The following is a 14038-nucleotide window of genomic DNA, read 5'->3' on the forward strand; positions in this document are numbered from 1 at the left end:
GGCTGTGGACTTTACCGTGCGGCCGGGCCGATGCCCAGCACCGGGGGCGGGGTGGTGGCGGTTGCGACCGCCGCGACCGGGATCAGCCCAGGTACTTGTCCTTGAGCCGGACGTAGTGGTCGGCCGAGTAGTGCAGCGATTCGATCTGCTTGCTGGTCAGCGTGCGCACCAGGCGCGCCGGGTTGCCCACCCACAGTTCGCCTTCGCCCACCACCTTGCCCGGGCCCACCACGGCACCGGCGCCGACGAAGCCGTGCTGCTCCACCCGTGCCCCGTCGAGGATGCACGCGCCCATGCCGATCAGGCTGTAATCGCCGATGGTGCAGGCATGGATGATGGTGCCATGGCCCACGGTCACCCCTTCGCCGATCAGGGTCGGGAAGCCTTCCATGTTGTACGGGCTATGGTGGCTGACATGGATGATGGTGCCGTCCTGGATGTTGCTGCGCGCGCCGATCCGGACATGGTTGACGTCGCCGCGGATCACCGTGCCCGGCCAGACCGATACGTCATCGCCCAGGACCACGTCACCGATGATGGTGCAGGCCGGGTCGATGTAGCAGCGCTGGCCAAGGACGGGAAGCGTGTCGAGGAAGGGGCGGATCGGGGACATGTGCAAACTCCGGCAACGCAGGGACAGGGACGCCGCCTGCAGCGTTGTCCCGGCCCCCGATGATAACGCGGGGGCGCCCGACGCCCGCCATGCGCAACGGCACGCACCCACCCGGGGGGTAGAGCCGACCGTTGGTCGGCTGCCAGGAACCCGGCGACGCGTGCTGTGCAGCCGACCAACGGTCGGCTCTACCGGGGGGCGTGGGTGGCCAGCATCTGGCGGAACAGCGTGTCCAATGCCTCGCTGTCGCCATTGCCCGATGCCAGTGGCGGGGCTGCATGGCCCATTGCCGCCAGTTCGGCCTCGATGTACGCGCTGATCACCCCCACCCGTGGGCCATCGGCAACCTCGGCGCTGGCACGCTTGACCACCAGCAGCTGGTCGATTGCCGCGCGCACCGGGCCGTGGGGCAGCAGGCGATCCAGTAGCAGCTCGAAGGCCATCGGCGGCGGCTCGGCCTCGCACTCGATCCAGCGGCAGGCCAGTAGCGGGCGCAGCACATACAGGTACTTCTTGGTGCGCACCCCAACCCGGGGTAGAGCCGACCGTTGGTCGGCTGCACGGAACCCCAGCGGCGATTGGTGTGCAGCCGACCAACGGTCGGCTCTACCCATCCAGCAGCGTGGCCACCGCGGCATCGTCCTGCCGATACACGATCGGCGAGCGCAGCCATTCGGACAGGGTCGGGTTGGATTTGGACACCAGCCGCAGTGCCTTGCGCAGGTCCCAGCCGCTCACATCCAGTTCGTCGTCGATCGGCAGCTCGATGACATCCCGCTGTGCTTGGCCGGGGCCGGTGGCCTCGTTGACGCTGACGTACCACGGTTGGCGGTGCACGTAGATGAAGCGCGCGTCGTAATCGCTGTCGGGCGAGGAGAAGCCCCAGCCGCGACTGCCCGATTCGCAGGCCATCAGCACGCGCACGTCGTGTTCGCGTTCGATGCGCTCCAATTCGACGATGACGGCGGCGCGCTTGTCCGGCGCGATTGGATGGATATCCATGTCTGTTCTCCTGCGTCCTGCAGCGGTGGGTTGGGCGTGGACCCGGTAGAGCCGACCGTTGGTCGGCTGCGCGGGACCTGGGGCAGCCGGGCAACGGTTGCTGTGCAGCCGACCAACGGTCGGCTCTACCTGGTGGGGGCCGCGTTACCCGGTGGGGTGGCGTGTCATGCGGCGCGGATGCGGCGCGCGCGTTCCAGGTGCACCAGCAGCAGCGAGATCGCCGCCGGGGTCATGCCGGGGATGCGCTGGGCCTGGCCAATGGTCTGCGGGCGCACGCGCTCGAGCTTCTGCTGCACTTCGGCCGACAAGCCGCGCACGCCGGCATAGTCGAAGTCGCTGGCGATGGCGGTGTTCTCGTGGCGCTGCTGGCGCGCGATCTCGTCGCGCTGGCGGTCCAGGTAGCCGGCGTACTTCACGCCGATCTCCACCTGCTCGGCGACCTTTGGGTCGGCCACCGCCGGGCCCAGCGACGGCACCTGCATGAGCTGGGCGTAGTCCAGTTCGGGGCGCTTGATCAGGTCCAGCACGTTGGTTTCGCGGCTGACCGCCACGCCCAGGGTGGCTTCCACTTCGCGGCCCAGTGCGTTGCCGGGCGTAGCCCAGAGCGCGCGCAGGCGCGCCGATTCGGTGGCCACGGCCGCCTGTTTGGTCTGGAACGCGGCCCAGCGGTGGTCATCCACCAGGCCCAGCTCGCGGCCGGTGCCGGTCAGGCGCACGTCGGCGTTGTCCTCGCGCAGCTGCAGGCGGTACTCGGCGCGGCTGGTGAACATGCGGTACGGCTCGGTGGTGCCGTGGGTGATCAGGTCGTCGACCAGCACGCCCAGGTAGGCCTCGTCGCGGCGCGGGCACCAGCCGGCCTGTTCGCGCACGTGGCGGGCGGCGTTGATGCCGGCCAGCAGGCCCTGTGCGGCGGCTTCTTCATAGCCGGTGGTGCCGTTGATCTGGCCGGCGAAGAACAACCCGGACACGCTCTTGGTCTGCAGGGTGTTGTCCAGCCCGCGCGGGTCGAAGAAGTCGTACTCGATCGCGTAACCGGGGCGGGTGATGTGCGCGTTCTCGAAGCCGCCGATGCTGCGCACCAGCGCCAGCTGCACGTCGAACGGCAGCGAGGTGGAAATGCCGTTGGGGTAGATCTCCACCACGTCCAGCCCTTCGGGCTCGACGAAGATCTGGTGGCTGGCCTTCTCGGCGAAGCGCACCACCTTGTCTTCGATCGACGGGCAGTAACGCGGGCCGATGCCTTCGATCTGCCCGCTGTACAGCGGCGAGCGGTGCAGGGCACTGCGGATGATGTCGTGCGTGCGCTCGCTGGTGTGGGTGATCCAGCAGCTCACCTGGGCCGGGTGTTCGGCCTGGTGGCCCAGGAAGGACATCACCGGGCGCGGGTCGTCGCCGGGCTGCTCGTCCATCACCCTGTAGTCCAGCGAACGGCCGTCGATGCGCGGCGGCGTGCCGGTCTTCAGGCGGTCGATCACGAACGGGCGCTCGCGCAGGCGGGCGGCCAGCGTGGTGGCCGGCGGGTCGCCCATGCGGCCGGCGGCGTACTGGGTCTGGCCCACGTGGATCTTTCCGGCCAGGAAGGTGCCGGCGGTGAGCACCACGGCGGCGGCGTGGAAGGTCAGCCCGGTCTGGGTGATCGCGCCGCGCACGGTGTCGCCGTTGATCACCAGGTCGTCCACCGCTGCCTGGAACACGGTCAGGTTCGGCTGGGCTTCCACGATCTGGCGGATCGCCATGCGGTACAGGTTGCGGTCGGCCTGGCAGCGGGTGGCGCGCACGGCCGGGCCCTTGGAGGCATTGAGGGTGCGCCACTGGATGCCGGCGCGGTCGGCGGCATGCGCCATGGCCCCGCCCAGGGCGTCGATCTCCTTCACCAGGTGGCCCTTGCCGATCCCGCCGATGGCCGGGTTGCAGCTCATCGCGCCGATGGTTTCCACGTTGTGGGTCAGCAGCAGGGTGCGTGCACCGCTGCGCGCAGCCGCCAGCGCAGCTTCGGTGCCGGCGTGGCCGCCGCCGATGACGATGACGTCGTAACGGTAGAAGGAGTCGGTCATTTCGATGGGGCTCGGGGGCGCGGGGGGCCCGGAACGGCCCTGGACGCAGGGCGTGGGGTGGTGATTTTAGCGCCAATCGGGCCTGTCGCTGAAATCAACCCTCAAGTTGGCACGTTTTCTGCAGATAACCCAATAGCACCCAGGCTGGCAGGCGTCGTTTGGCGCTACGGACCGGAATTGGAACAGGGGCCGGTCCATGCGCAACCAGGGGAAGCAGAAGGGCCGGCAGTCGGGGGACTGCCGGCCCTGTTTTTTTCAGCCCATGCCACGATCCAAAAACAGAAGGCCCCGCCATGGCGGGGCCTTCTGCGTTGTAGGTGCCGACATCCGACAGGGCCGGAACAGGGGGGATCCAGAGAATCCCGGCGGATATCGACATAGAGCTGGATGTGACGTGCTGTGTCGCTTTTGTCACTTTGCGACCGAAGCTGTCACCACCCGCCTAGATTGAACCGGGTGGGTGGTGAAAATCAAGATGGATCAGGGCTCAACTGTGCGCTGGTTCAAATTGTTCATGTTCCGCCACGGGGAACCGTTCATCCGCTGTGCCGGGCGCGGTGCCTGCGCCGGACGTGCCTGTGGCGGCGCCGACGGGCGCTGCTGCTGCGGACGCTGCTGTTGCTGCCGGCCCCCCAGCGAATCCATGTTCCGCCACGGCGAGCCGCCGTTGTACGACGGACGCGGTCGATCCGGGCGATCGGGCCGGACCGGCGGATTGCCGCCGTTGCCCGGACGCGGCGGCGGGCGGTGGTTGTGCGGCGGGCGATAGTTCGGATACGGGCGGTAATACGGGTTGCCGTAGCCATAGCCACCGCCGTAGTACCCGCCACCGTAGTAGCCCGGGCCGTAACCGGACGGGTACCCATAGGGATAGCGGTACTCCACCGACGGCGCGCCGTGGTAGTAGCCGCTGCCAGCACCACCGCCAACGTAGTCGTAGGTGGCGCAGCCGGACAGGGCCAACAACAGGCCACCGGCAAAGATCAGGCGCATTTTCATGGTGGGTTCCCCCCGAGGGTATGCGGCCAGCTTCGGCCCGGCGCATTGAATCGGCCCTTAACTCCGGCCCGATCCGCTGAATGATTGCCATCGTGTCACGTTCAGACGGGGCGGTGCGAACCGGGGCCATACGTTAATCTTGCGTCATGAGCGATTCACCCTTGCCCTGTGTCGACGACCTGCTGGCGGCCGCCGCACGCATTGCCCCGCATGCCAGCGTGACCCCGGTGCTGCACTCGCGCGCGCTGGACGGGTTGGCGGGGGCGTCGCTGCTGTTCAAGGGCGAGCACCTGCAGCGTGGCGGGGCCTTCAAGTTCCGGGGGGCCTGCAACGCGGTGTGGTCGCTGGACCCGGACCAGGCCGCGCGCGGGGTGGTCACCCATTCCTCGGGCAACCACGGTGCCGCGCTGGCGCTGGCCGCGCGTACCCGCGGCATCGCCTGCAACGTGGTGGTGCCCCAGGGCGCGGTGGGCGCCAAGCTGGCCAACATCGCCCGTCACGGCGCCACGGTGTGGCGCTGCGAGGCCAGCATCGCCGCGCGTGAAGCCATGTGCGCGCAGGTGCAGGCCCAGACCGGCGCCAGCCTGGTGCACCCCTATGCCGACCCGCGGGTGATCGCCGGGCAGGGCACGGCGGCGCTGGAGCTGCTGCGCAGCCACGGCCCGTTCGACGTGCTGGTGGTGCCGGTGGGCGGCGGTGGGCTGGCGTCGGGCACGCGGCTGGCGCTGCAGGCGCTGGCACCGCAGACCCGGCTGGTGCTGGCCGAGCCGGAGGGCGCGGCCGACACCGCGCGCTCGCTGGCCGCTGGCGAACGCCGCATCGATTTCACCCCCGACACGCTGTGCGATGGCCTGCGCACCACCCTGGGCGCCCCGAACTTCGCGCTGCTGCACGGCGCGGCCGAGGTCATCACCGTGGCCGATAGCGCCACCGTGGCGGCCATGCGCCTGCTCTGGCAGGTGCTCAAGCAGGTGGTGGAGCCGTCGTCGGCGATCGCCCTGGCCGCCATCCTCGCCACGCCGCAGCGGTTTGCCGGGCAGCGGGTGGGCGTGGTGCTGTCGGGCGGCAATGTCGACCTGGATGCCTTGCCCTGGGCGCGCGCATGAGCGGCCGTGCCGGGGTAGGGCTGCTGGGCTGGGTGTGGCGGCTGTGCATTCTGCTGGTGGCCTGGCTGCTGGGCGTCACCGCGTGGATCGTATGGGTAGGCGAGCGCGACCAGGCGGCCAAGGCCGACGCGATCATCGTGCTGGGTGCGGCCGCGTATGACGCCAAGCCGTCACCGGTGTTTGAAGAACGCATCCGGCACGGCCTGGATCTTTATGAGGCCGGCTATGCGCCGCTGCTGATCTTCACCGGTGGCTACGGCGGTACCGGCGCGCGCTTCTCCGAATCGCAGGTGGCGCGCCGCTATGCGCTCAAGCAGGGCATTCCGGACGAGGCGATCCTGATCGAGACCGCCTCGCGTACCACCCGCCAGAACCTGATCGAGGCGCGGCGGCTGATGCAGCAGCGCAAGCTGCACCGGGTGATCATCGTCAGCGACCCGCTGCACATGGCGCGCGCGCTGCGGCTGGCGCGTGAGCTGGGCATCGATGCGCTGGCATCGTCCACGCCGAGCACGCGCTTCCGCAGCTTCCACACCAGCTGGAAATTCCTGGTGCAGGAGATTTACTTCTTCCACCGGGATCTGTTTCCGGCGTAGAGCCGACCGTTGGTCGGCTGGATTGCCTGGCCGCCGTAAGGGCAGCCGACCAACGGTCGGCTCTACCGCTGGGCCGGTAGACGTGCAGCCGACCAACGGTCGGCTCTACCCCCGGCAGGTTTCAGGGGGTGCGGCGGCGGATCGGGATGGCCGATACCGGCACGCTGGCCACGTCGTGGCCCTGTTCGCGGATGGGGGCGCCGGCTTCGGGGGCCCAGGCGTGGGCGTAGATGACTTCCCAGCTGCTGGGCAGCTTGCCGTCTTCGCGGCGCAACGGTTCGTAGGCGGCGCGGGCGGCGGCGAAGCGGCCGCGGCCGGTGAGCGTGTGGCGGCGGTCATGGCGCGCGTTGGTGGCGCCGATGGCCTGCAGCTCGCGCATCAGCGCGGTCATGTCGTCGTAGGTGAGGGTGAACAGGTCGCGGTCCAGCACCGGGTCGCGGAAGCCGGCCATCATCAGCGCGTCGCCGAACTGCGCGATCGGCGCAAAGCGGCTCACGTGCGGCACCGCGTCGGCCTGGGTGAAGGCGTCGCGCAGTTCGATCAGCGTTTCCGGGCCGAAGGTGGAGCACAGCAGCAGCCCGCCCGGCTTGAGCACGCGGCGGAACCCGGCGAACACCGCCGGCAGGTCTTCCACCCACTGCAGGCACAGGTTGCTGTAGATCACATCCACGCTCTGGTCCAGCAAGGGCAGGGCCTGCGCATCGGCGCACACGCGGGTGAACGGCCTCCACCAGCCGGCCTGCTTCTTCGCCTCGCGCAGCATCGGTTCGGCCAGGTCCAGCGCGATCACCTGCGCCTTGGGCCAGCGCTTCTTCATCGCGGCACTAGCATGGCCGGTGCCGCTGCCCACGTCCAGCACGACCTGCGGCTGGCGGTCTTCCAGGTAGTCCAGCGATTCCAGCAGGCGTTTTTCCACCTCGCGCTGCAGCGCGGCGGCGGCGTCGTAGCTGGCGGCGGCACGCGAGAACGCGCGGCGGACGTGGCGGGGATCGAAGCTGGACGTCATGGAAGGCTCACTGCGAAAACAAGGGTGCGAAGGTCAGAACGTGCCCGGGTAGGCGCCGCCGTCGATCAGCAGGTTCTGCCCGGTGATGTAGCCGGCGTGCGCGCTGCACAGGAAGGCGCAGGCGGCGCCGAACTCATCGGCGGTGCCGAAGCGGCCGGCCGGAATGTGGGTGCGTTTGCGCTCGGCGATCTGGCCGGCGTCGATGCCCTGCTGCTGGGCCAGGTAGGCGAAGTTGCCGCGCAGGCGGTCGGTGTCGAACTGACCGGGCAGCAGGTTGTTGAGGGTGACGTTGTGCGCCACGGTCTTGCGGGCCAGGCCGGCGACGAAGCCGGTGAGGCCCGAGCGCGCGCCGTTGGACAACCCCAGGATGTCGATGGGCGCCTTCACCGACGAGGAGGTGATGTTCACCACGCGGCCGAAGCCGCGTTCGATCATGCCGTCCACGGTGGCGCGGATCAGCGCGATCGGGGCCAGCATGTTGGCATCCAGCGCGGCGATCCAGTCGTCGCGGGTGAACTGACGGAAATCCCCGGCGGGCGGGCCGCCGGCGTTGTTGACCAGGATGTCGACCTGCGGGCAGGCGGCCAGGGCCGCGTCGCGGCCAGCCTCGGTGGTGATGTCGGCGACCACGCCGACCACCTTACGCGCGCCGGGCAGCGCCTGCAGTTCCAGCACCGCGCGGTCGAGCGCGTCTTCACCGCGTGCAGCCACCACCACGTTCACGCCCTCGCGCACCAGCGCACGGGCGCAGCCCAGGCCCAGGCCTTTGCTGGCCGCGCAGACCAGCGCCCAGCGACCGGCGATTCCAAGATCCATGGGTCACTCCTGCAGTGAAAGACGGGCGTACATGATCGGCGATGCGCGCGGTGGATGGGTCAGGGAAGGCCGGCAACGAAGTGTTGCAGCTGCGTGGCCACCTCGTCGGTGTGGCCCAGGAACGGCGCATGGCCGCCCTGGGCGATCGCATGCGCCTGCGCGCCGGGCGACAGCGCGGCGGCCGCCTGCATGGCGCGCGCGGACACCAGCCGGTCGCGCGCGCCGGCCAGCCACAGGCTGGGCTTGCCCAACCCGGCCAGCGCGCCGCGCAGGTCGGTGGTCTCCAGCAGGCGCAGCCCTTCCTGCAGCGCACGCGCGGCCGGCTCACCGCGCGCGATGAGCATCTCGCGCAGGGTGCGCAGTTCCTGCCGGGCGTGTTCGGACCCCATCGCATCCAGTGCCAGAAAACGCTCCAGGGTGCCGCGGTAGTCCTGCGCCAGATCCTGCCCGAACTGTTCAAACACCGCCGGTTCCACTGCGTGTGGCCAGTCGTCGCCGCGCACGAAACGCGGGGTGGCGGCGATCATCACCAGCGCGCGCACCTGCGGCAGCGTGGCGGCGGCATGCAGGGCGAACAGCCCGCCCAGCGACCAGCCGCACCACACCGCCGGTGGCGTGGCGGCAGCGATGGCGTTGACCACATGGGGCAGCCGCAGCGGCGTGGCATCGTCGTGGCTGAACCCATGACCGGGCAGGTCCACCAGATGCAGCTGGTAGTGCGCGGCCAGGCGGTCCACCAGCGGCGCGAACACGCCGCCATGCAGTGCCCAGCCATGGATGAGCACCACTGCCGGCCCGTTGCCGACCACCTCGATATGCAGGCTCACAGCACCGGGCTCACGCGCTCAGTGCATCCAGCGACTGCTGGCGCAGGACGGTATCGCGCGCGTGCCCGATCGCGTCGGTGAGCGCGCGCACCTGCGCCGGGGTGTGCAGTGCCGACAAGGTCACGCGCAGGCGCGCTTTTCCTTCCGGCACGGTAGGGGGACGGATCGCGCTGACCAGGAACCCGGACGCTTCCAGCGCGGCCGACAAGGCCATCACGGTGGACTCGGCGCCGCACAGCAACGGCTGGATCGGCGTATCGGACGGCATCAGTTCCAACCCGTGCTGGCGCGCACCGGCGCGGAACACGGCAATCAGCTCGCCGAGTTTTTCGCGTCGCCAGTCGTCACGCCGGGCCAGTTTCACCGCGGCCAGCGAGGCGGCCGCTTGTGCCGGCGACACCGCCGTGGTGTAGATGTACGGGCGGGCGGTTTCGGCCAGGTGCTGGATCAGGGCGTCATCGCCCAGCACCACCGCGCCACTGCCACCCAGCGCCTTGCCCAGGGTGGCCAGCTGCAGCGGCACGTCGGCCACGCCCAGCCCGGCATCGGCCACGCAGCCGCGGCCATGTTCGCCCACCACGCCGATGCCATGCGCGTCGTCCACGTACAACAGCGCTTCCTGCATGCGCGCCACCAGCGACAGCGAGCGCAGCGGGGCGATGTCGCCGTCCATGCTGAACACGCCATCGGTGACCAGCATCGCCGCGCCGTCGGGTGCGTGCTTCAACTGGCGCAGCGCGCCTTCGGTGTCCAGGTGCGGGTAACGGCGCAGCCGGCAACCGGCCAGGCGCGTGGCGTCGAGCAGGCTGGCGTGGTTGAGCCGGTCCTGCACGCACACATCGTCTTCTTCGCTGAGCAACGCCTGCTGCACCGCCAGGTTGGCGGCAAAGCCGCTGCCGAACAGCAGCGCGCGCGGGTAGCCAAGCCACTCGGCCATTTCCCGCTCCAGCGCCTCATGCAGCGCATGGTGGCCGCAGATCAGGTGCGAAGCGGTGGCACCGGCGCCCTCGCGCGCGGCGGCGTCCTGCAGCGCGCTGACCACCCCGAACTGCTGTGACAGCCCCAGGTAGTCATTGCTGCAGAAGCCGGTGAGCCATTGGCCGTCGATCTCCAGCCGCACGCCGTCGCGACGGGTCACCGTGCGGCGCACGCGGATGCGGCCCTGCGCGTCGCGGAGCTTGCGCTGGGCCTGGATGCGGTCGTGCAGGTCGGGGCGGGCCATGGTCGTCGGCTGGCATGGATGGGCGGTTAGCGTACCCGGTTGGCGGGCGCGGCGCTGCCCCGGGGGGCGGGCCTCAGGCGGCCTGCTCGCAGCCGCCACCGCACCGCCCTGTGTCCTGGGTGATGTCGGCATGGACCGTGCCGGGATGGTCGTGGTCGGCCGCATCCACCTGGACCGGCATCGGGCGCAGGCCCAACCGCGCGAACAGGGCCAGGTCGCGTTCGGTGTCCGGGTTGCCGGTGGTCAGCAGCTTTTCCCCGTAGAAGATCGAGTTGGCCCCGGCCAGGAAGCACAGGGCCTGCAGCTCGTCGCTCATCGCCTCGCGCCCGGCCGACAGCCGCACCATCGCGCGGGGCATGGCGATGCGGGCCACCGCGATCATCCGCACGAACTCGAACGGGTCCAGTTCGGCGGTGCCGTGCAGGGGCGTGCCGGCCACCTGCACCAGCCGGTTGATCGGCACCGAATCGGGGTGGGCCGGCAGGTTGGCCAGCGCCAGCAGCAGCCCGGCGCGGTGCTCGCGGGTCTCGCCCATGCCCACGATGCCGCCGCAGCAGGTCTTCAACCCGGCGTCGCGCACGTGGCCCAGGGTGTCCAGGCGGTCCTGGTACTGGCGGGTGTGGATGATCGAGTCGTAATAGTCCGGCGCGGTGTCCAGGTTGTGGTTGTAGTAGTCCAACCCGGCCTCGCGCAGGGCCACGGCCTGGTCGCCGCTGAGCATGCCCAGCGTGGCGCAGGTTTCCAGGCCCAGCGCCTTCACCTCGCGGATCATCGCCGCCACCTTGGGGATGTCGCGTTCCTTGGGCGAACGCCAGGCCGCGCCCATGCAGAACCGCGACGCGCCGGCCGCCTTGGCCTGCCGCGCCTTGGCCACCACGTCCTCGGTGGCCATCAGCTTCTGCGCATCCACCCCGGTGCTGTAGCGCTGGGCCTGCGGGCAATACGCGCAGTCTTCGGGGCAGCCGCCGGTCTTGACCGACAGCAGCGTGGACACCTGCACCTCGGCCGGGTCGAACTGCTCACGATGCACGCTGGCGGCGCGGTGCAGCAGTGCAGGCAACGGCAGCGCGAACAGGGCCAGCAGCTCCTCGCTGCGCCAGTCGTGGCGGATGTCGCTTGGCATGGAGCAGCCCTCGGCGTGCAGGAACGGGGGCGGAAGTGTGGTCGCCGATCCAACCCTCTGTCAACCAACAGCCTATGATTAAGGTTTACAGCCCGGTAGTGCCGGCCGCCGGCCGGCAACCCAGCCAACCCGATGCCCTGCAACCCCCCAACCCAAAGCCACTACAGTCTCCACCCAAGCACCAGAAGGAGACCGCATGACCCTGCCCCGTTTCACCTACCACCCCGACCCGATCGCCACCGGCAGCGTCATCGCCTCCCCCACGGTCTGCGTCAGCTGCCATCAGGCGCGCGGCTACGTCTACACCGGCCCGGTGTATGCCGAAGAGGAGTACGACGCGGAGATCTGCCCGTGGTGCATTGCCGACGGGTCGGCCAGCGCGCGGCTTGATGCCAGCTTCACCGATGACGAAGGCATTGGCGGCGGCGGTGAATGGGACGAAGTGCCGGAGGCGGTGGTCGAGGAAGTCGCGCGGCGCACCCCTGGCTTCAGCGCCTGGCAGCAGGAAAAGTGGTGGACCCATTGCGGGGACGCGGGCCAGTTCATTGGCCGTGCCGGGCAGGCGGAACTGCAGGCATTGGGTGCGGGCGCGATCGCGGCGATCCAGGACAGCACCGGGCTGGATGATGGCCCGCAGTGGGACCATTTCTTCGGTGCGCTGCGCAAGGACGGCTCGCCCACCGCGTATATGTTCCGCTGCACGCACTGTGGCGAACTGGGTGGCTACCAGGACTGCGATTGATCGGCGGGTGCGTCCGGTAGACGGCTGACCGCACGCACCGGCAAGCACCGACAGACACGCCTGGGGCGGGCCGCCACGCTGGGGGCCGGCCTCTTCAAACGGTGATTGCGTGCTTGCCCGGTTGTCTGCTGCGCTGACCTGGCTGGACCGGCAGGCCCTGCCCCTGCGCTGCCTGGTCTGCGAAGAACCCGGCAGCGCCGGGCTGGACCTGTGCGTGGCCTGCCATGCCGCCCTGCCCTGGAACGACCACGCCTGCCCGCTGTGCGCGCTGCCGCTGCCGGAGGGCACGCCTGCACGGTGCTGTGGTGCCTGCCTGCATGACCCGCCCCGGCAGGCTGCCGCTGCCGCGGCGTTCCTGTACGCCGCACCGGTGGACCAGCTGCTGCGTCGCTTCAAGTTCCACCACGACCTGGCCGCCGGGCGTCTGCTGTCGCAGTTGATGCTGCAGCGGGTGCCCGCGTTCGTCATCGGCCCGCTGGCCCCGGTGCCGCTGCACCGCCAACGGTTGCGCACGCGCGGCTACGACCAGGCGTTGGAACTCACCCGGCCGTTGGCGCGCGCGCTGCGGCAGCCGTTGTGGTGCGGGCTGCAGCGGGATCGGTTGACGGCCGCACAGTCGGCGCTGGATGCCGATGCGCGGCGGCGCAACCTGCACGACGCCTTTGCGATCACCACCCCACCGCCGGCGCGGCTGACCGTGGTGGATGACGTGATGACCACCGGCGCCACGCTCGACGCGGCCGTGCACGCCCTGCAGCGCGTCGGCCTGCCCGATCCCGCCGTGTGGGTCTGCGCACGGGTGCCGTGAGTGGCCGCTCTATACTCGGGGGCTGTCATAGGGAAAGACCGCCGCCGATGGATCCGTTCGCCACGTTCGACTTCGCCGATTTCTGGGACGACTGCGAGTACTCGCAGCAGAACTACCAGGAACCGCCGCCCAGCGACGCGCTCATTGCCGAGCTGCAGGCCGAGCTGGGCTATCGCATCCCCGATGCGTACATCGCACTGGCCCGCCGCCACAACGGCGGCCTGCTGCAGCGCAGTTGCCACCCGATGGACGAGGCCACCAGCTGGGCCGAGGATCACGTGCAGGTCTGCGGCCTGTACGCGCTTGGGCGACAGAAGCCCTACGCGCTGGGCGGCGAATTCGGTTCGCGCTTCATGCAGGAGGAGTGGGGCTACCCGGATATCGGTATCGTCATCGCCGACTGCCCCAGCGCCGGGCACGACCTGGTGATGCTCGACTACCGCCAGTGCGGCCCGCAGGGCGAACCCCAGGTGGTGCACGTGGACCAGGAGGCGGACTACGCGATCACGGTGGTCGCACCGGACTTCGCCACGTTCATCCACGGACTGGTGGATGAAGATGCGTTCGACGATGCAGCCGAAACCCTGGAGATCGATCTGGTCACGGTGGACCGCGGCACGCTGTCGCCGATCGTGCAGCGTGCGCTGGAGGCATCGGCCGGTGTGCTGCCCGACGGTGAGCGCGCGCTGCGTGCGCTGGCGCGCTGGATCACCGAAGAAAAGGGCTTCTTCGCGCTGCATGCCGATCCCGACTCGCACCGGATGTACGACCTGATGTTCTGGTTGTACTCGCAGCTGACCACGGCCACCTCGTTCACGCATTTCCTCAAGCTCCCCGCCGAGCAGGACGACTACGCAACGCCGTGCTACGAACTCATGGTGCCGTTCGACCTGGTCGTGGCGCCCTTCGGCTTCAAGACCGGTGGGTTCGCGCCCGGCTTCGTCGAAGAGTGGTGGGATACGCGGGTGGCCGAGGGGGCGATCGTGCCGGTGGGCGGAGGCTGGCGCTTCAGCGCGGCGGCCGAACAGGCGCTGCTGGACGAACTGAAGGCAATACCCGGCGGCGCTGCGGTGTGACTGCGGCTTTCATGCGCGGGCGCTAGCATGGGCCGGTCCCCCTCCCTG

Annotated in this window: 13 protein-coding genes and 1 pseudogene; 5 read left to right on the plus strand and 9 right to left on the minus strand. The window is 69.7% G+C overall.

The features are described 5' to 3' along the window. Nucleotides 1–82: 82 nt before the first annotated feature. From DX03_RS00765 to DX03_RS00780, 4 genes and pseudogenes are all read right to left on the minus strand, one after another. Entirely contained in the window at nt 83–613 is a 531-nt protein-coding gene (locus tag DX03_RS00765) for a gamma carbonic anhydrase family protein (RefSeq protein ID WP_038685668.1), read from the minus strand. Between the two features lie 188 nt (nt 614–801). Further along, nucleotides 802–1615: pseudogene (locus DX03_RS21525) on the minus strand (nucleotidyltransferase domain-containing protein). Nucleotides 1616–1779: 164 nt separating this feature from the next. Beyond that, entirely contained in the window at nt 1780–3669 is a 1890-nt protein-coding gene (gene mnmG, locus DX03_RS00775; RefSeq protein ID WP_038685670.1) for a tRNA uridine-5-carboxymethylaminomethyl(34) synthesis enzyme MnmG, read from the minus strand. A 480-nt stretch (nt 3670–4149) separates the two neighbouring features. After that, the gene (locus DX03_RS00780; protein ID WP_038685672.1) at nt 4150–4668 is read right to left on the minus strand and encodes a hypothetical protein; all 519 of its coding nucleotides are present in this window, start codon (nt 4666–4668) and stop codon (nt 4150–4152) included. Between the two features lie 146 nt (nt 4669–4814). Between DX03_RS00780 and DX03_RS00785 the strand changes: the two genes are divergently transcribed. Then, nucleotides 4815–5774, plus strand: coding sequence for a pyridoxal-phosphate dependent enzyme (locus DX03_RS00785; protein WP_038685674.1), 960 nt, complete (start codon nt 4815–4817; stop codon nt 5772–5774). Further along, nucleotides 5771–6370: a YdcF family protein gene (locus DX03_RS00790; protein WP_425598286.1), complete on the plus strand. Its 600-nt coding sequence runs from the start codon at nt 5771–5773 to the stop codon at nt 6368–6370. The genes DX03_RS00785 and DX03_RS00790 overlap by 4 nt, the downstream gene beginning before the upstream one ends. A gap of 121 nt (nt 6371–6491) precedes the next feature. On the opposite strand, the gene bioC is transcribed toward DX03_RS00790, so the two are convergent. From bioC to bioB, 5 genes are all read right to left on the minus strand, one after another. After that, nucleotides 6492–7376 (minus strand): malonyl-ACP O-methyltransferase BioC, encoded by an 885-nt coding sequence (gene bioC, locus DX03_RS00795; protein ID WP_038685678.1) that lies wholly within the window; start codon nt 7374–7376, stop codon nt 6492–6494. 33 nt (nt 7377–7409) lie between these two features. After that, nucleotides 7410–8192, minus strand: coding sequence for an SDR family oxidoreductase (locus DX03_RS00800; protein WP_038685680.1), 783 nt, complete (start codon nt 8190–8192; stop codon nt 7410–7412). Between the two features lie 59 nt (nt 8193–8251). Beyond that, nucleotides 8252–9013 (minus strand): pimeloyl-ACP methyl ester esterase BioH, encoded by a 762-nt coding sequence (bioH, locus tag DX03_RS00805; RefSeq protein WP_038691675.1) that lies wholly within the window; start codon nt 9011–9013, stop codon nt 8252–8254. A gap of 16 nt (nt 9014–9029) precedes the next feature. After that, a complete protein-coding gene (bioF, locus tag DX03_RS00810; protein ID WP_038685682.1) occupies nt 9030–10241 on the minus strand; it encodes an 8-amino-7-oxononanoate synthase in 1212 nt (403 codons plus the stop codon). A 73-nt stretch (nt 10242–10314) separates the two neighbouring features. Further along, nucleotides 10315–11364 carry a biotin synthase BioB gene (gene bioB, locus DX03_RS00815; protein WP_038685683.1) on the minus strand — a complete coding sequence of 350 codons (1050 nt, stop codon included), beginning with the start codon at nt 11362–11364 and terminating at the stop codon, nt 10315–10317. A gap of 196 nt (nt 11365–11560) precedes the next feature. Here bioB and DX03_RS00820 point away from each other — a divergent pair, with 196 nt between their 5' ends. From DX03_RS00820 to DX03_RS00830, 3 genes are all read left to right on the plus strand, one after another. Then, nucleotides 11561–12106, plus strand: coding sequence for a CbrC family protein (locus tag DX03_RS00820; RefSeq protein ID WP_038685685.1), 546 nt, complete (start codon nt 11561–11563; stop codon nt 12104–12106). Between the two features lie 109 nt (nt 12107–12215). Beyond that, complete coding sequence (locus DX03_RS00825; RefSeq protein WP_051598690.1) at nt 12216–12914, plus strand: ComFC family protein; 699 nt, start codon at nt 12216–12218, stop codon at nt 12912–12914. Between the two features lie 47 nt (nt 12915–12961). Then, the gene (locus DX03_RS00830; RefSeq protein WP_038685688.1) at nt 12962–13990 is read left to right on the plus strand and encodes an SMI1/KNR4 family protein; all 1029 of its coding nucleotides are present in this window, start codon (nt 12962–12964) and stop codon (nt 13988–13990) included. Nucleotides 13991–14038 lie beyond the last annotated feature (48 nt).

The organism is Stenotrophomonas rhizophila, from assembly GCF_000661955.1.
In the GTDB taxonomy this organism is placed as follows: domain Bacteria; phylum Pseudomonadota; class Gammaproteobacteria; order Xanthomonadales; family Xanthomonadaceae; genus Stenotrophomonas; species Stenotrophomonas rhizophila.